Consider the following 19,313-nt stretch of genomic DNA (forward strand, 5'->3'; position numbering starts at 1 on the left):
AGGATGCGGTTCGCGCGTCCAGGCAAGGAGCCGCCAACGGGCTGGGCGCGAGAGCCGCGCATGGGCCTCGGCAATGAATCAGCAACTTCCTGCAAAAGCGCGAGCCAGTTGGCCTTGTGATAGCAGCAACGAACACGTCGGCGCAGCCCGATATGGAGGACCACCATGCCTAACCAAACACAGAGGTTTTCACCGACCCTATTGCTGGTCGTGATCTTTCTGGCCTCGATCAATCTCCGCCCCGCTGTCGCCGCCATCGGGCCACTTGTCTCCCAGATCATGGGAGACACCGCGATCAATTCCACCGTGGTCGGTCTGCTGACCATGATTCCGGTCTTTCTGATGGGCGTTGGCGCCATCTATGTCCGGCAGATCCGCGCGGCACTCGGGGAGCGCGCCGGGATCGCCATCGGCATCCTGATCATCGCACTAGCTTGCTTGGCGCGGCTGTGGCTCTCGGACGGAGCGGGGCTGCTGCTGACAGCCGCCGGCGCTGGCGTCGGCATTGCGATCGTCCAGTCACTGATGCCCGGCTTTGCGAAGCGCAATTTTGGCCAGCAAACGGGGCGCGTCATCGGTGTCTACTCGACCGGTATCGTCGGCGGCGCCTGCATCGCTGCGGGGGCGGCCGCTTCCATGAGCGATCTGCTTGGCTGGCGTGAGACATTTGCCATCTGGAGCCTGCCCGCCCTTGCCGCCTTCCTGCTGTGGCCTTTGGCTTCACGCGGCGCGGCCAGCGAAAGGCAAACCGCCGCCGCGGCCACAGCGTCAGCCTCGCCCGCATTCTGGCGCAACAGCCGCTCCTGGTCGCTGATGGTATTTTTCGGGGTGGGAACGGGAGCCTTCATGCTCGCCATGGCCTGGATTCCACCGTTCTATCTCGAGATGGGCACAGACCGGGGAGCCGCGGGGCTTTTGCTTTCGGCGCTCACCGTCATCGAAGCCACCACCGCGTTGGGCGTCGCGGCTTTCATCCATCACTTCCCGGATCGCCGTGGCCCACTGATCTTTTCACTGCTCGTCACGGCCCTGGGGTTCGCGGTGCTGTATCTCTGGCCGGTCAACCTGGCCCTGCTCGCCATGGCGCTGCTCGGGCTGGGCATTGGGATACTGTTTCCACTGTCCATCATCGTCGCTATCGACCATATCGACGATCCGACCACGGCGGGCAACTTCACATCTTTCGTTCAAGGGGGTGGCTACATCTTCGCAAGCCTCGTCCCGCTGTTTGCAGGCACGGTGCGCGATGCCATGTCCAGCCTGGGGCCGGTGTGGATCGCGATGGCCCTCGGGGCCATCGCCATGATTGCGCTCGCTGTTCGCTATTCGCCAGCCAGCTACCGGGAATTCGTGGCGTCCTATCGCAGCTAGGGCCGGCGATTCTTGACATTTCTCCTGCGGCTGTTATGGTACGAATATTCAATAAAATGTATTAACGCCCATGGCCAGACCTAGAGAATTCGACGAAGAGCATGTACTGGATGCCATCATGGACACTTTCTGGAGCAAGGGCTACGAGGCCACATCCGCACAGGATCTGGTTGACGCGACCGGCCTCGGCCGGGGCAGTCTCTATGCCGCCTACTCCAGCAAGCATGGCCTTTTCGAGCAGGCATTGCTGCGCTACCGCAAGCAAGCCCTGGAGCAGGCGGAGCAGCTTCGCAGGCCTGGCTCACCAACCAGGCGCCTGCGAGAGCTGATGAAGGGTTTTGTCGATGCCGATCTCCATACGCCCGAAAAGCGCGGCTGTCTCGCCACCAATAGCGCGATCGAGGTGGCCGGACGCGACCCGCAGATTGCCGAACTCGTTCGGCAAAACTATCGCATCCTGATCTGCGCCATCGAGGACTGCATCCGAAAGGGGCAGGCGGCGGGAGAATTCCGCGCCAACGCCAGTGCAGAAACACTCGCCTTGTTTCTGTTCAACGCGGTGCAGGGCCTCAGGGTCTTGGCAAAAACGGCTGCCGCCAAAGACCGCGCCCCGCTGATGGCGGTCATTGACCAGACCTTGGCCGCGCTCAGCTAATTTTTTTCAGCAATTATGGAATGTTCATTACATCAATCCATATCACACCAAGGAGCTTTTCCTATGACAGAGACCCGCAACTCCAGCCCCGTCGCCGTGCTGGGCACAGGCCTTATCGGCGCTGCCGTCGCGCGCAATTTGGCTCGCAAAGGCTTTCAGACGCGCGCCTGGAACCGTTCGTTGGAGAAAGCCAAGCCGCTTGCGGTCGATGGTGTCGATATCCACGAGCATCCCGCCGATGCAGTGCGGGATGCCTGCATCATCGTGACGGTGCTCAAGGACGGCGCGGCGGTGAAAGAGGCCATGGGCGCCGCGTTGCCCGCCATCCGCAAGGGGGCGGTCTGGCTCCAGCTCAGCACGGTAGGCCACGAGGCCATCGACGCACTTGCCGAATTGGCACGCAATAACGGCATGGTCTTCTACGACGCTCCCGTGCAGGGAACGCGGCAGCCGGCCGAGCAAGGCAGGCTGCTGATCCTTGCCTGCGGCCCGCAAGAGGGGCGCGAAACCGCGCAATCGGTGTTCGATGCGATCGGGCAGCGAACGCTGTGGCTATCCGGCGAGGCGGGCGCAAGCAGCCGCCTCAAGCTTGCGCTCAATTCCTATGTCTTCGCGCTCACGCACGGCATCGCCGAAACCCTGGCCATCGCCAAGGCTCTCGGCGTCGACCCCGCGCTCGCAGTGGAGGCGGTGACGGGCGGGCCTCTCGACAGCGGCTACTTCCAGGCCAAGGCGGCGGCCATGCTCCAGGGCGACTACAGCACCAGCTTTTCGGTCACGAATGCGGTGAAAGACGCCCAGCTGGTCGCCGACGCCTTGGCGCAGGCTGGCGTTCAGGCGGAGATCGCGCAGGCCAGTCTCGCTCGCTTTCAGCGCGCGCTCGATGCCGGGCATGGCGACAAGGACATCGCCGCGTCCTTTATCGCCTGAAGGCCATACGATGACCGGGCCGGGATCAACCGCCAGGCCCAACGAAATGGCGACCTCCGGTTTCGCGGAGGCCCTCTACCGTGTGGTAGCTGACCTCGTGAGGTTTGCTGATCGCGCCCTTTGCCCTTGCCCTCGAGCCCGCAATGCCCGCTCTAGGCATGTCGAACCTGCATGGCCCGCTATGGCTGGGCGTCATTGGCGCCGCTCTGAGCTATATCCTCTGGTTCCAAGGCATAGCTTTGCCAGCTTCTGAGCATGCTGCATCCGGCAGCGCCAGCATCTACAGATCACGCCCTAGAAATCGCTCTAATGCTCAGCATCCTCCAGCACCAGTGCCGCGCCTCTCTCGGCAACCATCATTACCGCCGCCTGCGTATTGCCAGATACCATCCTGGGCATGATCGACGCGTCGATGACCCGTAGCCCCTGCAGACCTTGCACACGCAGGCGTGGGTCCGTCACCGCGGCAGCATCCGTCCCCATGCGGCAGGTGCCAATGGGATGGTAGATGGTTTGGCCATTGCTCCGCGCAAAGTCTAGCCATTCCGCATCGCTCTGCACGTCTGCGCCCGGACTTAACTCCGATTCCACATACTGCTGCATCGCTGGCCGCCCGACGATTCGCCGGGCGGCGCGCATGCCGCCGATCAGGCTGTCGCGGTCGATTTGAGCGCTCAGCAAATTGGGGCGTATCGCGGGCTGTTGCATCGGGTCGGCGGACTGGATGTGGATACTGCCCACGGACTGAGGCCTCAGCTGTGCCACGCCAATGGTCATCCCGGGCTGACGGTCCAAAATGCGCTCGGCTGCGTTGGCATAGCTGGCATGCACAAAGAAATACTGCACGTCCGCCTGTGGCAGTGCCGCATGTGATTTGACAAAGCCGTGCACCAGGCCCGTGCCTAACGTGAGAATGCCCTTGCGCTGCGCGTAATACTTGGCTACTTGGCTTGCCAGGCGCCAGCCCCGCGACATCTCGTTGATCGTAACGGTGTTCTTTACGCGCCAGTTCATCCGCGTGGCAAAGTGCTCGATGTAGTTTTCTCCTACCTGGGGCTTGGTGTGCACGACAGCAATGCCATGGCGCTGCAGCAGATCCGGATTGCCGATTCCGGAGACTTCGAGCATCTGCGGCGACTGGATCGCCCCGAGTGCGAGGATCGTCTCCCGTCCGGCCCTGACCGTCAACTCCTGCCCGGCATGGCGATAGACCACGCCCGTGCAGCACATACCTTCAAAAACCAGGCGGACCACCATCGCACCGCTGATCACTTTCAGGTTGGGTCGGTTGGCGGCAGGCTTGAGATAGCCCTCCACTACCGACCAGCGCCTGCCCCTGTTTTGCACCACCTGGTAGTAGCCAAAACCCTCCTGAGGCTGGCCGCTGTTATAGTCCGGATTGAGGGGCTGACCATCTTGCTGGGCCGCGCGCAGCAATGCATCTGATATCGGGTAGCGTTCGGCAACCGCCTCGATCCACATGGGGCCGTTCTTGCCACGCCCAGGGCCACCGCCTTCATAGCGCTCGATCTTGCGGAACACCGGCTCCACGTTCGCATAGCCCCAGCCTGCAGCTCCTGCGGCCTCCCAACCATCATAATCATCAGGAATGCCGCGCACATAGATCATGCCGTTGATCAACGTGGAGCCGCCCAGTCCCTTACCGCGCGGCACCGCGATGACGCGGCCTTGCACGTTGTCTTCCGGCTCGGTCTTGAAACGCCAGTTGAAATTGGGATCGACCAGTAGCTTGGAAAAGCCTGCGGGAATCGAAATCCACATGCTCCGCGCTTCTGGCCCGGCTTCCAACAGCAGCACTCGGTACTTGCCGCTTTCAGTCAGGCGATTCGCCAGGATGCAGCCAGCCGTGCCGCCCCCAGCGATGATGTAGTCGTAATCCGCCATATCACCCCTCTGAACCAACGCCGAGCATCCGAGCCATCAGTTGGATTTGGCAGGCCAGCATGGGCGCGCCATACTGCACCGGGCAGCCACGCTCCAGTGCCGCTTTCAGCAGTGGCGTCGTGCGGGGCTCCATGATCACTTCACAGACCTGCTGCGCGGGTATCAGCCGGCTCACATCCAGCGGCAAGGCATCCGTCTCATGCATGCCCAGCGAGGTGCCGTTGATCACCAGGTCATGGCCACTCGGGTCAGAATTGCCGATGCGGATGTCTGCCTCCGGGTGCAGCGAGAGAATACGTTCACGCAGGTCGTGTGCCTTGGCCTGCGTCCGATTGGCGATGGTGAGTGAAGCGACGCCGGCCTGCACCAGCGCAAAGCCGATGGCATTGGCTGCGCCGCCAGCGCCCGCCAGGTAGGCGGCTTTCCCCTGTACCGGAATCTGCGCCTCCTGCAAGCCGCCGACAAAGCCCTCGCCATCCAGCATGTGTGCATAGAGTGTGCCATCGGCATTGCGGCGAATGACATTGGCGGCGCCGATTTGCTGCGCAACGGGCGAGACCTCATCGACCAACTCCAGCACTGCCGTTTTGTGCGGAATGGTGACGATCACGCCACCGAGGTTCTCCATCAAGCGAAAACCTGCCATGGCTGCCTTCAAACCGCCGGGCTTGACGTGGAATGGCACGCATACGCCATCAAAGCCGATGCGCGCAAAATGCTCGTTCATGCGCTGAGGCGTTTTCACGTGATAGATGGGATCGGCGATGATGCCGAAGAGTCGGGTGCTGCCTGTAATTTCCCGCATGTGTGCTGCCTTAGATTGTGCGTTGGAGCTGGGTGCGCGCCATTTCAGCGATGCCAGCGGCGTCAAGCTTATAGTGGGCATAGAGCGTAATGGGCGGTGCAATCAGCGAGTATTCGTCCTGGATGCCGTGGCGGTGCAGGCGAACACCAGTACCCTCGTCGGTCAGCACCTCCGACACTGCTGCGCCCAGACCGCCCAGCACATTGTGCTCTTCCACTGTCATCATCTTGCGCGCAAGGCCTGCCGCATGCAGCACTGCCGCGCGGTCCAGCGGCTTGATGGTGTGCATGTCGATCACGCCGATCGAATGGCCCTCCTGGCGCAATTGCGCAGCGGCTTCCAGCGCGCTGGAGACGGCGATGCCGCAGGCAATGATGTTGAGATCACTGCCTTCGGAGTGCACGATGGCCTTGCCGAACTCAAAGGGCGCATGGTCTTCATACACCTGTGGATCACGTCCGCGGCCAATGCGGAAGTAGATCGGCTCTGGCCAGTGTACCGAAGCCTTGATGGCAGCCGCCAGCTGCGGGCCATCGGCGGGTGAAACCACAGTCAGCCCTGCAATGGCGCGCATGGTGGAGATGTCCTCCGTGGCATGGTGCGAGGTGCCGTAGAAGCCGAGGCTGATGCCGGTGTGGTGGCCAATCAGCCGCACCGGCAGCTTGGTGTAAGCCACGTCCATGCGGATCTGCTCGCAGCACAGCAGGCCGAGAAACGAGGCAAAGGTAGCGACAAAGGGCATGACACCCGTGGTGGCCATGCCTGCAGCCGCGGAGACCATGTTCTGCTCGGAAATGCCGAACTGCACATAGCGCTCGGGGTAATGCTTGGCAAACAGGTTCAGGCCATTGGAGTACTGAAGATCGGCGGAGCCGGCTACCACAGGATGCCCCTCTTGTGCCAGCTCAATCAGTGCGTTGGAGAGGTAGGCCAGACCTGGCGTGACGGCATTCAATGCGCGGTATTGCCAGGAATCCTTGGAAAGTTTCTGGGTCATGGGATAAGCCTCTGGCTTTGGAGGTGGAGGGGGTTGCTGGGGCTCAGATGTCGCGCGCCAGGATTTCATCGGCGGCGCGCTGCGCGTCTTCGGGGGCCAGATAGCCCAGATGCCAGCCGGGCTCGGTCTCCATATAGGAGACACCCTTGCCTTTGACCGTATGGGCAATCACACAGGCGGGCTGCGTGCGCGCCTCATCCGCACGCAGCCTGCGCAACAGGCCTGTGAGTGCCAGCAAATCATGCCCATCCACTTCGTGCACCTGCCAGCCAAAGCTGCGCCATTTTTCGCTGAGCGATTCCACACCAATCACTTCGTCGACTCTTCCATCGAGTTGGTAGCCATTGCGATCCACGATGGCAACCAAGCGGCAAAGCTTGTGGTGTGCCGCGAACAGCGCGGCCTCCCATACCTGTCCTTCTTGCATCTCGCCATCGCCCAGCATCACAAAGGTCCGGAAATTCCGGTTCTGCATGCGGGCCGCCATAGCCATGCCGGCGCCGTTGGAGAGTGCATGGCCGATGGAGCCGGAACTGAAGTCCACTCCGGGCACCTTGGTCATGTCTGGGTGATCGCCCAGGGAACCTCCCAGGCGCGTATAGCCATCGAGCAGACTGGGGTCGAAGAACTTCAGGTCGGCCAGTACGGGAAACAGGCCCACAGCGGCATGCCCCTTACCCATTAGAAAGCGGTCACGGTCCGGCCAGGCCGCATCTCCCGGACACAGCCGCATCACACCGTAATAGAGCGACGAAAAGATCTCCGCGCAGGAAAAAACGGAGCTGTAATGTCCCACCTTAGCGATCTCTATCAGTCGGATGGTCTCCAAGCGGATGAACCGTGCCCGGTCCTTCAGTGTCTTCAGCTCTGTGGGCGACAGAGCACAGGAAGCCTCATGCATGACGTGTCCCTTTTAAGATATATGATATATGATATACAAAAAACCTGAAGATGTACAGGATTCGATAGAATCATTGGACTCATCAACCCATCGCCGCTATCTCATGTCCAGCCTGAAGCCTGTCAAGAAAGAGAATCTCTCTCTCAAGGTTTACAACGAAATCCGCAATGCCCTCATTGACGGACAGTATGAGCCTGGCGAGCGCCTGGTCATCAGTGATCTCGCCAAAGAGATGGACGTATCCATCACACCCGTACGCGAGGCCATCTTCCGGCTAATCAGTGAACAGGGCCTGGAGATGCAGGCGGCAACGGCCGTGTATGTTCCCTATGTGGATTCGGAAAAACTCAGCGAAATCCAGCAGATCCGCATCCACCTGGAGGGCATGGGCGCCGCCGAAGCAGCGCGCAACATCACGCGCCGGCAGCTTGACAGCCTGAAGGCCTTGCAAAAGGAATTCCTCTCCTACACGGCCAGCGACCCCAAACGGGCCAGCCACCTGAACCGCAAGTTCCACTTTGCTGTGCTTGAAGCCGCCCGCAAGCCGGTGCTGCGCAACACCGTGGAATCGTTTTGGGTGACCACGGGCCCGATCCTGAAAATATTTCATATCAAGACTGCGGGGCTGGACTACCAGCAGGACTCGCACCGGCACGAAGCGGTTCTCGACGCCCTGGAAGCCAGAGACCCGGACGCCGCAGCCAAAGCCATGCAGGCAGACATCGCCTGGGGCGGAAAAATCATGATCGACTGGCTTGTCAAGCGCGAGCAGGAAGCGCAAGAGCAAGAGCAACAAACGCAGAAGTCCCGTACGGCACGCAGATAGCAGTTCCATCCACCTCGAGGCAAACATCGGCATGTTCAAAATCTTTGGTGCACCTTTGCGCTACGTTCAAGGCCCCGGCGCGCTGGAAACACTGGCAGAGCACATACACCTGTTCGGGCGCGAGGCCACCCTGGTCATCGACAGCTATGTCCATGCCCAATATGGGCCGCCTATCGCTGCCATCTGCGCGCAACAGCAGGTAACGCTGGAGACGCTCGTGGTGCAGGGCGACCTGACACCTGCCTTGATCGCCGTGCTGTGCAAACAGGCGGCCGGACGCCGCACCGATGTGGTGGTGGCGGCCGGCGGCGGGAAGTCGCTGGACGCCGGGAAGGCGGTGGCCAAGGCCACCGGCCGCCCGCTGATCACCGTGCCAACGGTGGCCTCCAACGATGCGCCCACCAGCAAGAATTATGTGCTGTACGACGAACACCACCGGTTGCTGGCGGTGGAACACATGCGCTTCAACCCCGCTGCTGTGGTGGTGGACACCCGCATCATCGCTGCCGCGCCGCGCCACTTCTTCCTGGCCGGCATTGGCGACGCGGTATCGAAAAAGTTCGAGGCCGAGCAATGCCTTTTGGCCGGGGGGCGCAATATGTACGGCGGCCATTCCACCCTGACTGCACAGACCATCGCACAGGCCTGCATGGCCACGCTGCTGGCCGATGGCGAAGCGGCGCTTCAAGCCGCGGGCACCTCGGAGCCCACGCCCGCTTTCGAACGTGTTGTGGAAGCGGTGATCCTCATGAGCGGACTGGGCTTCGAAAGCGGCGGCCTGTCGGTCGCGCATGCGCTCACCCGCGGTCTGCCGCACCTGCCGGGCGTAGCCCTCGCGCTGCATGGCCTGCAGGTGGCAGTGGGGCTGCTGATCCAACTGGATCTGGAAGCGCGCGAGGACGGCAGCCTGGCCATGCTGTGCGACTGGTACGCACGCATGGGCCTGCCCACCACGCTGCGCGCGCTCGGCGCGGACAGCCCGACCGAAGAGCAGTTCGCTACCGCAGCGCGCTTGACGCTGGAGGCTCGCCACACCGCCAACTTCCAGAAGGCGCTGGACCAGGTGGCCATGGTGGATGCGCTAAAGCGTTTTTTTTAACCGGACCCAACAGCCCAGAGGTGAGCCATATCGCCGCCGCCCAATGCAAAAGGAAGGCACGCACGGAACGTGCATGCCGTTGCGTTGGGCATGGCGTGCGCCGCGCTCAGAATGCAACGTTGCTGCCGCCTTTGAGGCCGAGCTTGGCGCGGGCTTCGTCCGGGGTGGCAATATCCAGGTTCAGGGCTTCGGCAATCAGGCGGATCCGTTCCACCTGCTGGCGGTTGGACTCGGCCAGTTGCCCCGGGCCGATCCACAGCGAATCTTCCAGGCCGACACGCACATTCGAACCCATCGCCGCCCCCATGGTAGCCAGCGGCAGCTGGTTGCGCCCCGCACCGAGGATGGACCACTCGTAGCTATCGCCAAACAGCCGATCGGCCGTGCGGCGCATGTGCATCAGGTCTTCGGGGTGTGGGCCAATGCCCCCCAGAATGCCGAACACCGACTGGATGAATGGCGGGGACTGTACCAATCCCTTGTCCACAAAGTGGGACAAGTTGTAGAGATGGCTGATGTCATAGCACTCGAACTCGAAGCGTGTGCCGTTGTCGTTGCCGATTTTCAGGATGGTTTCAATATCCTGATAGGTGTTCCGGAAAATCAGCGAGCGGCTGTTGGACAGGTGCTCGCGCTCCCACTCATGCTCGAAATGCTGAAAGCGGTCCAGCATGGGGAACAGGCCGAAGTTCATCGACCCCATGTTCAGCGAGGCCACCTCAGGCTTGAACGTGGTGGCTGGGCGCATGCGCTCCTCCACCGTCATGTGCGGGCTACCGCCGGTGGTGATGTTTACCACTGCATTCGTCTCGGCCTTGATGCGCTCCAGAAACGGCTTGAACAGGGCTGGGTCCTGCGAGGGCTTGCCAGTCTGCGGATCGCGGGCATGCAGATGCAGGATGGCCGCGCCAGCTTGCGCTGCACCGATGGCCGCCTCGGCGATTTCGTCGGCCGTCACGGGCAGATGGGGTGACATGCTCGGGGTGTGGATGGCGCCGGTGACGGCACAGGTGATGATAATTTTCTGCTTAGGTTTTGCCATGTTCAATCTCCGTTGTGGTGCTTGTGACGCATCAACTGCATCAATCGCTCGTCGCGCCACAAGCGGCGCGTATGCAAATCCTCTTGTGGCAGTTGCGCTCGCCGCTCTTGTGCGATCGCACCGACCAACGCCTCGCTCCACGCGGGGGTGTCCCGTTGCTCCTGCCCGATGGACTGGTACAGGCCGCCATAGCGGGCGCAATAATCCACCAGACCACCCGGCGCATTGAGGTCGATGGTCTCGAACGGGCCCATGAAAGACCAGCGCAGGCCTAGGCCGTCCTTGACGGTAGTGTCGATGTCCTCCGCACTGGCAACGCCCGCCGCATAAAGGCGGAACGCCTCGTGCAACAGGGCACCTTGGAGGCGATTGAGAATGAAGCCCTCAACCTCCTTTCGCACCACGACCGGCTTCTGTGCGATGGATTGCATGATTTCGCGCGTCCGAGCCACCACATCTGCGCTGGTCCACGGTGCCGGACAAAGCTCAACCACTGGAATGAGATAAGGCGGGTTGACCGGGTGTGCAACCAGGCAGCGGTGGCGGCCCGGCAGGTCTTCCGTGTACAGGCTGGCCGCAATGCTGGAGGTGGAGCTGCCGATGATGGCTGCGGCAGGCGCCAGCGCGTCCAACTGGCGGAACAAGGCCTGCTTGACGGTCAGGTGCTCGGGCGAGCTCTCCTGCACATAGTCGGCGCCTTGGAGTGCAGCAGCTAGGTCCTGCGCCACATTCACACGGGCTGCGGTTTCGCCAGCGCCTTGCAGCAGGCCCTGGATTTCGAGCTCCTGCAATTGGCGGACGATCAGTTGCCGGGCCCCGGACAGGCACGCTGTATTCACATCGTGCAACTGCACCTGCCAGCCAGCACGGGCGAAGACGATGGCCCAGGCCTGGCCGATCAACCCCACGCCAACAATGGCGGCGATGCGCCGAGGCTCTGCGGGTTCTGTGGAATAGGGGAGCATGTTCAGTACAGCTTCTGCGTGAACGCATCAACCACGATGGCCTGGCCGTTCACGCTGCGCGCAGCATCGCTCGCATTGAACAAAGCCATGTTGGCAATGTCGGTAGCCGTCACCATGCGGCCCAGCACCGACTGGTTCTCATAGTGCGCCGCGATCTCCTCCACCGGTTGGCCCATGGTCTTAGCCTTGGCGGCGATCACCGCACGAATGCGCGGCCCTTCCACAGCCCCCGGCAGGATCGCGTTCACACGCACACCGAAAGCACCCAACTCGATGGCCAGCGACTTGGTGAAGCCGATCACCGCCCACTTCGAGGCCGAATAGACGGAGCGCCCGGCAAATCCCAAATGGCCTGCGGCAGAGGACAAGTTGATCATCACGCCATGGCGGGACTGCTTGAGCAAGGGCACGGCCAGCCGCGCACACAGGAACTGGCCCGTGATGTTGACGGCCAGGGTATGGTCCCAGTCCTTCTTGGACAGCGTCTCCACATAGCCGGTCGGGCCGGCCACGCCGGCATTGTTCAGCAGTACGTCCAGCCCGCCGAGCTTCTCCTGCACCTGGGCAAACAACTGGGCCACACTGTCTTCATCAGAGACATCGGCCGCTACCGCCACTGCTCCGGGCAGCTCGTGAGGCACTGCGGCCAGGCGTTCTTCATTCACGTCGCAGACCATGATGGTGGCCCCCGCCTTATGAAACACACGGGCCATCTCCAGTCCCAGACCATCTGCGCCAGCAGTGATCAACACCTTACGCCCTGCAAAGCTCACATCATCGAACATCTTCCATATCTCCTCATGTCGTTCTGATTGGAATGAAAAAAATAATATACGATATATGATGCATCTGGCAATCACCCGAGGCACGGTATTAGCTCAAACCCACATGGATGCATGTACTGCATGCTGTGGCCGGGCAGCCCGAAGATCGGGCAGTGCATACCTGACCGCTTTGCTTTTGCTGCAGCCCAAGTGCTATTGCGCGTGCACAGATTCCTGGATCTGCTCGTAGGTTCTTTGAGGTCGCCCCTATCGCGAGTCCGCGCAGCGTGGATCCGACGGAACATGGCTACGCCGTCCCAACCCCGCATGCAGCGGCAAGGGTAACTCCCAATCAGTGCTTTGCAACATGTACCTAGAATCAATTCCTTAGAAATACGATATATGATATATCCTAAATTCGATGTGATTGGTTCAGTCAAACGATACAAGGAGCAAAGCCAATGATCAAATTGAAGAAAATCGTTCTTGCGGTGGGAGCATGCAGCGCCATGGCCGCCGGTTCGGCATGGGCCGACATCAAGGTGGGTGCACTATTCCCTTTCAGCGGCAATCTGGCGCTCCTGGGTCAGGAAAGTTTCCGGGGCCTGGAAGTCGCCGTCAATGAAATCAACGCCGCAGGTGGCGTCAATGGCGAGAAGATCACCATCGTGAAAGCGGACGCGGTAGACCCAACGCAGGCGGTGTCCGAAACCAAACGACTGATCTCCGATGGCGTCGTCGGCGTGTTCGGAAGCTACGCTTCGGGCGTGTCCTATGCCGCCTCGCCGGTGACGGAGCTCGCCGGCGTTCCTTACTTTGAAATGGGTGCCACGGCCCACAAGATCACCACACGGGGCTACAAGTACCTGTTCCGCAGCAATCCCAATACCGCGCTGTACGGCGTATCGGTGGTGAACGCACTGCATGAGCTGGTGGCGCCGGGCATGGGCTTGAGCCCGAAGGACCTCAAGATCGGCATCATCCACGAAGACGGACCTTATGGCACTGATGTGGCTGCGACCGAGAAGAAGCGTGCCCAGGAGCTGGGCTATGCCGTGGCCGAAGTTCTGCCCTATTCCGCCAAGACAGTGGATCTTTCCTCGCTGATCCTTCGCCTCAAGGGCGCGGGTGTCAACGTGGTGCTGCAGACGGCTTACCAGAACGACGCCATTCTGTACTTCAACCAAGCCAAGGCTGCCGGCTTCAAGCCCAAGGTCGTGATCGGTGCCGGCGGCGGCTATTCCCTTGCCGATACAGCCAAGGCCGTGGGTGCCGACATGAGTGGGGTGTTCGATCTGGACTTCCCGCAATCCTCCATCAACCCTGCCGGGGCGCCTGGCCTGAACAAGTTCCTAGACGCCTATCGTGCGGCCTACAAAGGCGAACCGCAGTCGGGTCACAGCCTGACCAACTACGTGGGCGCCAAGGCTTTCTTCGAAGCCATCGGCAACGCAAAATCTACCGACAAGGACAAAATCCGTGCAGCCGTACTGGCCTACAAGAAGCCGGCGGGCGAGACTGCCAATGGCTGGGGTTTCGACTTTGGTGAAGACGGTCAGAACAAGGCATCCACGTTCTATGTGATGCAGTGGCAAGACGGCAAGCTGATCACCATCGCACCCAACAACCTGGCGCAAGGCAAGCCTGTCTTCAACAAGTAAAACGAGGCATGGAGTCCGCAGGGCACGCATACGCGGGCCTTGCGGACTTCGTATTTCTAAAGGTTGCACTATGGAAATCTTTATCCAACTGGTTATCAACGGCCTGTTGCTTGGAGGGGCCTACATCATCATCAGCCTGGGGCTGACGCTGATCTTCGGCGTTGTCCGGGTGGTGAACTTCGCCCATGGCGAATTCCTGATGCTGGGCATGTATCTCATCTACCTGATTGCGACGCACCTGGGGCTGCACCCTTACCTGGGCTTGATTCCTGTTGCAGTCATCCTGTTTGCGCTGGGTGCCTTGGTGCAAAAGGGCATCATCCAACCTCTGCTCAATGCCGACGAACATATCCAGATCTTCGCGATGGTGGGTGTCTCGACGATCCTGCTGAACCTGGCTCTGGTGGTGTTCGGCGCCAATGTGCAGCGCGCGCCCGCGCAACTGGGTACTAGCGCATTCAGCGTCGGCCCGATCTCCATCGTTTCCGGCCAGCTCATCACCTTTGTAGTGGGTGTCGGGCTTGCCGTGCTGCTGCACCTTTTCATGCATCGCACCTACCTGGGGCGCGCGCTGCGCGCCGTGGCACAACATCGCTATGCCGCAACACTGATGGGCGTGAATGTCTATAACGTCTATGCCATCGCGTTCGGCCTGGGAGCTGCATTCGTCGGCGTGGCTGCAGGTCTGCTGGCACCGCAATACCCAGTGTTTCCCACGGTGGGCACCTACTTCGTCCTAACCGCATTCGTGATTGTGGTGCTCGGTGGCTTGGGCAGCCTGTACGGAGCCGTGGCGGGCTCACTGATCATTGGCGTGGTGGACACCCTTGCAGGCTTCTACATTGCTCCCGACCTGAAGGAAGTGGTGTATTTCGGCATCTTTCTCTTGATCTTGGCTCTGAAACCGACCGGCCTCTTTGGCATTGGTACGGAGTGATCGACCCCTATAGGAGCAAGACCTCATGTTTCCAGATATTCGCAATCCTCGCACCTATGTAGGCCTGATTTTGCTGATGCTTCTGTTAGCCATCCCCATGGCCTACAGCACGCCCTTCATGACGAACCTATTTGTGCTGCTGTTCGTGTTCTCCTCACTCGCAGTGGCTTGGAACATTGTCGGCGGCTATGTTGGACAGCTCTCTCTGGGTCATGCCGTGTTCTACGGCATTGGCGGCTATACAGCCACCTTGCTGACCCAAAACTTCGCAATCAGTCCCTGGATCGGTATGGTCGCCGGAGCAGTGATTTCCGGCATCGTCGCGGTCATCATCAGCTACCCGACCCTGCGCCTGCGCGGCCCATTCTTCGCATTGGCAACGATTGCGGTACTGGAAGTAGTACGCCTGGTCGTGATCCACGAAGAGCACTGGACCGGCGGCTCCAGCGGTATCAGCCTGCCGCTCAACATCGGTTGGAAATGGATCGTCTTTCGCGACAAGACCAACTACGTGATCATTGCTTTTGCCTTGTTCATGCTGGTGCTATGGGTGTCATGGTGTATCCGCAAAGCGCGCATCGGCCACTACCTCATTGCCATCCGCGAGCGCGAGGATGCAGCACTTGCCGTCGGTATCCACACGGTGCGAGCCAAGATACTGGCTGCTGCCATCTCGGCCATGCTGACCAGCATCATCGGCACATTCCATATCACCTATCTCACCTTCGTAGACCCAGCCTCTGCCTTTTCGCTGGAACTATCGATCCAGATTGCCATGTTCGCGCTGATCGGTGGGCTGGGCACCATCGCAGGCCCGGTGGCAGGAACCTTTCTAGTGCTGCCGATTGCGGAGCTGGCGCGCGGCTGGCTCAGCAGCGTCGGCAACGGCATGCATGGCGTGGTGTATGGCGTCATTCTGGTGCTGGTCGTGCTGACCATCCCGCGCGGCCTGGCCGGTGCACTTGGCGAATACTGCATCCGCGTTCTTGATCGCTTGCCCTATCTGGGCCGCCGGCCCGCAGCAGCCAAGTCGGCGCGTGAAGAGGCGCTCAAGCCGGTAACCGAGCTAAGGCAGCCCGTTCTCAAGGCCGAGCATCTGCACAAACGCTTTGGCGGCCTTTTGGCGACGAATGACGTTTCGCTGACCCTACACCAGGGTGAAATACTCGGTGTGATCGGCCCCAACGGCGCTGGGAAAACGACGGTGTTCAACCAGCTCTCGGGTTTTCTGGCACCGGATCAGGGCACAGTCTCCATGTTCTCCAATGATGGCCAATGGGTGCACTGCAAGACTCCCAACGAATTTGCCCGCAAGGGCTTGGGTCGCACGTTCCAGATCGCCAAGCCTTTCACTGGGCTCACTGTGCTGGAGAACATCATGCTAGGCGCATTCATCCACACCGCCAACCGTGCCGAAGCAGAACAGATCGCGCTGCGCGTCGCCGAGCTGACCGACCTGACCCGGTCGCTGAACACAGAGGCGCGCAGCCTGACGGTCGGCGGCATGAAACGACTCGAGATTGCTCGCGCCCTTGCCATTCGGCCGCACATCCTGCTGCTTGACGAAGTGATGGCCGGCCTTAACCCAACCGATATCGAAAAGGCGATTGCGATGATCCGCCGCATCCGAGATTCGGGAATTTCGGTGCTGCTCATCGAGCACATGATGCAGGCGACCATGGCGCTTTCGGATCGAATCATCGTGATCAATGAAGGCAGCGTTCTGGTCACCGGCGACCCTAGAGAGGTCATCGAGAACCCCGCAGTGATCGAGGCGTATCTCGGCAAGGAGTTTCAAGATGCTTAAGGTGAATGGACTGACATCGGGCTACGGCAAGACCCAGATTCTCAACCGCCTGGATTTCGAGGTGAATGAGGGCGAAATCGTCACGCTGATCGGTGCTAACGGCGCAGGCAAGACCACCACGCTCAAGACCATCTGCGGAGTGGTTCCCGCAACCGCTGGCAAGGTGGAATTCGCAGGTCAGGACCTTACCAACGGCAAACCCTATGACATTGTCGATGCGGGCATTACCATGGTTCCCGAGGGGCGACAGCTGTTTCCGCACTTCACGGTCAAAGACAACCTGCTGATGGGCTCCTACAAACGCGCAGCCCGCCTAATCATGCAGCGCAAGCTCGACGAAGTGCTCCAGATCTTTCCACGCGTCAAGGAACGACTCCACCAGTACGCGGGATCGCTCTCCGGTGGTGAACAGCAAATGGTGGCAATTGCGCGCGGCATGATGGCGGGCCCCAGGTTGCTGGTCTTTGACGAGCCGTCCCTGGGGCTTTCACCGCTGCTGGTGCAGCAGATGTTCGACATCATTCGCGGTATCGCCCAGCACGGCGTGACCGTGTTGCTGGTTGAGCAGAACGTGTTCAAGACTCTGCGCCTGGCTGACCGCGGCTACGTGCTCGAAAACGGCTCCATCGTGCTTGCTGGTACCGGCGAGCAGCTGCTGAGCGATCCACATGTGAAAAAGGCCTACCTGGGCCACTGAGAAAACCCTTCAGAAAGCCATGATGACAACATTCCACACCTGCTTCATTGACCATGGGAAAGGCGGTGGTCCTGACTGCATGCAACTGGCCGAGCGCGATGTCCCAGCGCCAGTGGGGCGCCAGATCATGATCGAAGTGGCCTATGCCGGCGTGAACCGGCCCGACGTGCTGCAACGTTCAGGCCTGTACCCACCGCCGCAAAGCGCCTCGCCCTACTTAGGCCTGGAGGTTGCGGGTACCGTGGTAGCCACCGGTCCGCAAGCGCAGCGCTGGAAAGTGGGCGACCAGGTTTGCGCACTGACGCCAGGCGGCGGCTATGCCGAATTCTGCCTAGCCGACGAGCGCCACTGCCTGGCAGCACCCCAAGGCCTGGGTCTATTGGAAGCTGCCGCCATTCCCGAGAACTATTTCACGGTTTGGACCAATTTGTTCGAGCGCGCAGAAATCCAAACCGGAGAAATCCTCCTGGTGCACGGCGGCTCCAGCGGCATCGGCTTGACCGCCATCCAGCTCGCCAAAGCATTCGGCTGCAGGGTCTGGACAACCGTCGGCAATGCCGAAAAAGCGCGGGCCTGCGAAGCCGCCGGCGCCGAGAGAACCATTGTGTATCGGCAATGGGACTTTCAGGAGGTAGTGCGCGAAGCCACCCAGGGCCAGGGCGTGAATGTGATCCTCGATATGGTGGGCGGCTCCTACATCAACAAGAACCTGCATTCGCTTGCCGTGAATGGACGGCTGGTACAAATCGCCTTTTTGGAAGGTAGCAAGACGGCGATCGACGCCCAGCCCATCATGGCCAAGCGGCTGTGGTTCACAGGCTCAACCTTGCGTCCGCGTTCTGATGAAGACAAGGGCGAGATCGCGCGCCAGATCCAGAGACAGGTAGTGCCGTTGCTTGAACGAGGGCAGTGCCTACCCGTGATTCATTCCGTGTTTCCGCTGGCCGAAGCCGCGCAGGCTCACGAGCTGATGAACAGCAGCCAGCACATTGGAAAGATCATGCTGAAGGTAAAGCCATGACCCAGCAGCTACAAGACCAAGTCGCCATCGTCACTGGTGCCGTGGGAGGTATTGGTTCAGCCATTGTCGAGCGCCTTGCAGCCGAAGGCGCCCATGTCGGCCTCATCGACTTCAATGGCGAGGCTGGTGCCGACTATGCGGCGAGGCTAGAGCGGGACGGATGCCATGTCTTCTTCGCACAAGCGGATGTCAGCGACTACCACTCCTGTGCGCAGGCCTATGCAACCATCTCTGCAAAGCTCGGCGCGGTGGACATTCTTGTGAATAACGCGGGGATATCGCCCAAAACCCAGGGACGCGCACTGAACGTATGGGAAATGCCTGTCGAGGAATGGAATCGGGTGGTGGATGTGAACCTCAACGGCGTTTTCAACCTCACCCGGCTGGCGACACCGCAGATGATGGAGCGCCAGCGCGGCAGAGTCATCAACATGTCCTCGGTTGCAGGCAAAGCATATTGCGATATCGTGGCTGCCCACTATGCAGCCACTAAGGCTGCGTTGATCGGCCTGACACGACATTGGGCGGCGGAACTCGGGCCTCATGGCATCACGGTCAATGCGCTGGCCCCGGGCCGCATCAGCACGCCATTGCTGAAATCCGTGGCCCAGGAGGTGAATGATGCGGTGACTCAAGTCACGGCACTGCGCCGCCTGGGCACGCCGAACGAGGTCAGCGACGCCTGCCTGTTCTTTGCCTCCGACCAGTCACGGTTTGTGACCGGCCAGGTGCTGGACGTAGCTGGCGGCTGGTTGATGACTTAGGGATGTTCTTCATGCCGATGTAGCCGGGCTCGACGTAGGCGGCGTTCACCTGGCGTTGAAACAGGCCGGCAAGCTCGCTGTAGCGGTCGTCGTGTTCGCGGTATTTGTCAAATAGGTTAAATTGCTCTGGGCACCTTGCAATGGGTACAGGCTTTCGCGCCGATGG

The 19,313-nt window shown here is 60.7% G+C and carries 18 protein-coding genes; 11 read left to right on the forward strand and 7 right to left on the reverse strand.

Annotated features, from left to right (window positions below; all coding sequences use genetic code 11):
• Positions 1-165: 165 nt before the first annotated feature.
• The 3 genes from ACODRX_RS08655 (at position 166) to ACODRX_RS08665 (ending at position 2,956) form a co-directional block, all read left to right on the forward strand.
• Complete coding sequence (locus tag ACODRX_RS08655) at positions 166-1,371, forward strand: MFS transporter (protein ID WP_488870961.1); 1,206 nt, start codon at positions 166-168, stop codon at positions 1,369-1,371.
• A 118-nt stretch (positions 1,372-1,489) separates the two neighbouring features.
• A complete protein-coding gene (locus tag ACODRX_RS08660) occupies positions 1,490-2,026 on the forward strand; it encodes a TetR/AcrR family transcriptional regulator (protein ID WP_488870963.1) in 537 nt (178 codons plus the stop codon).
• A 63-nt stretch (positions 2,027-2,089) separates the two neighbouring features.
• Positions 2,090-2,956, forward strand: a complete 867-nt coding sequence (locus tag ACODRX_RS08665) for an NAD(P)-dependent oxidoreductase (protein WP_488870965.1) — start codon at positions 2,090-2,092, stop codon at positions 2,954-2,956.
• Between the two features lie 306 nt (positions 2,957-3,262).
• Here ACODRX_RS08665 and ACODRX_RS08670 read toward each other — a convergent pair whose 3' ends face one another.
• Genes ACODRX_RS08670 through ACODRX_RS08685 form a run of 4 tightly spaced genes read right to left on the reverse strand, consistent with a single transcriptional unit; the run spans position 3,263 to position 7,564 of the window.
• Positions 3,263-4,861 (reverse strand): GMC family oxidoreductase, encoded by a 1,599-nt coding sequence (locus tag ACODRX_RS08670; protein ID WP_488870966.1) that lies wholly within the window; start codon positions 4,859-4,861, stop codon positions 3,263-3,265.
• Position 4,862: 1 nt separating this feature from the next.
• On the reverse strand, positions 4,863-5,666 hold the full coding sequence (locus ACODRX_RS08675; protein ID WP_488870968.1) for a shikimate dehydrogenase family protein: 804 nt from the start codon (positions 5,664-5,666) through the stop codon (positions 4,863-4,865).
• Between the two features lie 10 nt (positions 5,667-5,676).
• On the reverse strand, positions 5,677-6,663 hold the full coding sequence (locus tag ACODRX_RS08680) for a transketolase family protein (RefSeq protein WP_488870970.1): 987 nt from the start codon (positions 6,661-6,663) through the stop codon (positions 5,677-5,679).
• Positions 6,664-6,706: 43 nt separating this feature from the next.
• Positions 6,707-7,564: a transketolase gene (locus ACODRX_RS08685; protein WP_488870971.1), complete on the reverse strand. Its 858-nt coding sequence runs from the start codon at positions 7,562-7,564 to the stop codon at positions 6,707-6,709.
• A gap of 103 nt (positions 7,565-7,667) precedes the next feature.
• On the opposite strand from ACODRX_RS08685, the gene ACODRX_RS08690 reads away from it, so the two are divergent.
• Together ACODRX_RS08690 and ACODRX_RS08695 are read left to right on the forward strand one after the other, a co-directional pair.
• A complete protein-coding gene (locus ACODRX_RS08690) occupies positions 7,668-8,390 on the forward strand; it encodes a GntR family transcriptional regulator (RefSeq protein WP_488870972.1) in 723 nt (240 codons plus the stop codon).
• Entirely contained in the window at positions 8,320-9,489 is a 1,170-nt protein-coding gene (locus ACODRX_RS08695) for a glycerol dehydrogenase (RefSeq protein WP_488870974.1), read from the forward strand. The genes ACODRX_RS08690 and ACODRX_RS08695 overlap by 71 nt, the downstream gene beginning before the upstream one ends.
• Positions 9,490-9,595: 106 nt before the next feature.
• Here the strand turns inward: ACODRX_RS08695 and kce are convergent, their stop codons facing one another.
• From kce to ACODRX_RS08710, 3 genes are read right to left on the reverse strand one after another with little or no spacing between them, the layout of a single operon-like run.
• Positions 9,596-10,531, reverse strand: a complete 936-nt coding sequence (gene kce, locus ACODRX_RS08700) for a 3,5-dioxohexanoate:acetyl-CoA acetone transferase (RefSeq protein ID WP_488870975.1) — start codon at positions 10,529-10,531, stop codon at positions 9,596-9,598.
• A gap of 2 nt (positions 10,532-10,533) precedes the next feature.
• A complete protein-coding gene (locus tag ACODRX_RS08705) occupies positions 10,534-11,496 on the reverse strand; it encodes a 3-hydroxyacyl-CoA dehydrogenase (RefSeq protein WP_488870977.1) in 963 nt (320 codons plus the stop codon).
• Between the two features lie 2 nt (positions 11,497-11,498).
• Positions 11,499-12,281: an SDR family oxidoreductase gene (locus tag ACODRX_RS08710; RefSeq protein WP_488870978.1), complete on the reverse strand. Its 783-nt coding sequence runs from the start codon at positions 12,279-12,281 to the stop codon at positions 11,499-11,501.
• Positions 12,282-12,721: 440 nt separating this feature from the next.
• Between ACODRX_RS08710 and ACODRX_RS08715 the strand changes: the two genes are divergently transcribed.
• The 6 genes from ACODRX_RS08715 to ACODRX_RS08740 all read left to right on the forward strand — a co-directional run bounded on the left by ACODRX_RS08715 (position 12,722) and on the right by ACODRX_RS08740 (position 19,147).
• A complete protein-coding gene (locus tag ACODRX_RS08715) occupies positions 12,722-13,921 on the forward strand; it encodes an ABC transporter substrate-binding protein (protein ID WP_488870980.1) in 1,200 nt (399 codons plus the stop codon).
• Positions 13,922-13,991: 70 nt separating this feature from the next.
• Positions 13,992-14,858: a branched-chain amino acid ABC transporter permease gene (locus tag ACODRX_RS08720; protein WP_488870981.1), complete on the forward strand. Its 867-nt coding sequence runs from the start codon at positions 13,992-13,994 to the stop codon at positions 14,856-14,858.
• A gap of 25 nt (positions 14,859-14,883) precedes the next feature.
• On the forward strand, positions 14,884-16,665 hold the full coding sequence (locus ACODRX_RS08725) for a branched-chain amino acid ABC transporter ATP-binding protein/permease (protein WP_488870982.1): 1,782 nt from the start codon (positions 14,884-14,886) through the stop codon (positions 16,663-16,665).
• Positions 16,658-17,362: an ABC transporter ATP-binding protein gene (locus ACODRX_RS08730; protein ID WP_488870984.1), complete on the forward strand. Its 705-nt coding sequence runs from the start codon at positions 16,658-16,660 to the stop codon at positions 17,360-17,362. The genes ACODRX_RS08725 and ACODRX_RS08730 overlap by 8 nt, the downstream gene beginning before the upstream one ends.
• Before the next feature lie 19 nt (positions 17,363-17,381).
• Entirely contained in the window at positions 17,382-18,383 is a 1,002-nt protein-coding gene (locus tag ACODRX_RS08735) for an NAD(P)H-quinone oxidoreductase (RefSeq protein ID WP_488870986.1), read from the forward strand.
• Entirely contained in the window at positions 18,380-19,147 is a 768-nt protein-coding gene (locus ACODRX_RS08740; protein ID WP_488870988.1) for an SDR family oxidoreductase, read from the forward strand. The genes ACODRX_RS08735 and ACODRX_RS08740 overlap by 4 nt, the downstream gene beginning before the upstream one ends.
• Positions 19,148-19,313: the final 166 nt, after the last annotated feature.

The sequence above is a fragment of the Comamonas sp. FG99 genome, from assembly GCF_057808605.1.

Excerpts from the sequence above, each read along its gene's own strand:
- ACODRX_RS08730 (WP_488870984.1), top strand. The coding sequence starts at position 16,658 with ATGCTTAAGGTGAATGGACTGACATCGGGCTACGGCAAGACCCAGATT.
- ACODRX_RS08655 (WP_488870961.1), top strand. The coding sequence starts at position 166 with ATGCCTAACCAAACACAGAGGTTTTCACCGACCCTATTGCTGGTCGTG.
- ACODRX_RS08665 (WP_488870965.1), top strand. The coding sequence starts at position 2,090 with ATGACAGAGACCCGCAACTCCAGCCCCGTCGCCGTGCTGGGCACAGGC.
- ACODRX_RS08670 (WP_488870966.1), bottom strand. The coding sequence starts at position 4,861 with ATGGCGGATTACGACTACATCATCGCTGGGGGCGGCACGGCTGGCTGC.
- ACODRX_RS08685 (WP_488870971.1), bottom strand. The coding sequence starts at position 7,564 with ATGCATGAGGCTTCCTGTGCTCTGTCGCCCACAGAGCTGAAGACACTG.
- ACODRX_RS08715 (WP_488870980.1), top strand. The coding sequence starts at position 12,722 with ATGATCAAATTGAAGAAAATCGTTCTTGCGGTGGGAGCATGCAGCGCC.
- ACODRX_RS08725 (WP_488870982.1), top strand. The coding sequence starts at position 14,884 with ATGTTTCCAGATATTCGCAATCCTCGCACCTATGTAGGCCTGATTTTG.
- ACODRX_RS08660 (WP_488870963.1), top strand. The coding sequence starts at position 1,490 with ATGGACACTTTCTGGAGCAAGGGCTACGAGGCCACATCCGCACAGGAT.
- ACODRX_RS08710 (WP_488870978.1), bottom strand. The coding sequence starts at position 12,281 with ATGTTCGATGATGTGAGCTTTGCAGGGCGTAAGGTGTTGATCACTGCT.
- ACODRX_RS08675 (WP_488870968.1), bottom strand. The coding sequence starts at position 5,666 with ATGCGGGAAATTACAGGCAGCACCCGACTCTTCGGCATCATCGCCGAT.
- ACODRX_RS08690 (WP_488870972.1), top strand. The coding sequence starts at position 7,668 with ATGTCCAGCCTGAAGCCTGTCAAGAAAGAGAATCTCTCTCTCAAGGTT.
- ACODRX_RS08735 (WP_488870986.1), top strand. The coding sequence starts at position 17,382 with ATGATGACAACATTCCACACCTGCTTCATTGACCATGGGAAAGGCGGT.
- ACODRX_RS08720 (WP_488870981.1), top strand. The coding sequence starts at position 13,992 with ATGGAAATCTTTATCCAACTGGTTATCAACGGCCTGTTGCTTGGAGGG.
- kce (WP_488870975.1), bottom strand. The coding sequence starts at position 10,531 with ATGGCAAAACCTAAGCAGAAAATTATCATCACCTGTGCCGTCACCGGC.
- ACODRX_RS08740 (WP_488870988.1), top strand. The coding sequence starts at position 18,380 with ATGACCCAGCAGCTACAAGACCAAGTCGCCATCGTCACTGGTGCCGTG.
- ACODRX_RS08705 (WP_488870977.1), bottom strand. The coding sequence starts at position 11,496 with ATGCTCCCCTATTCCACAGAACCCGCAGAGCCTCGGCGCATCGCCGCC.
- ACODRX_RS08680 (WP_488870970.1), bottom strand. The coding sequence starts at position 6,663 with ATGACCCAGAAACTTTCCAAGGATTCCTGGCAATACCGCGCATTGAAT.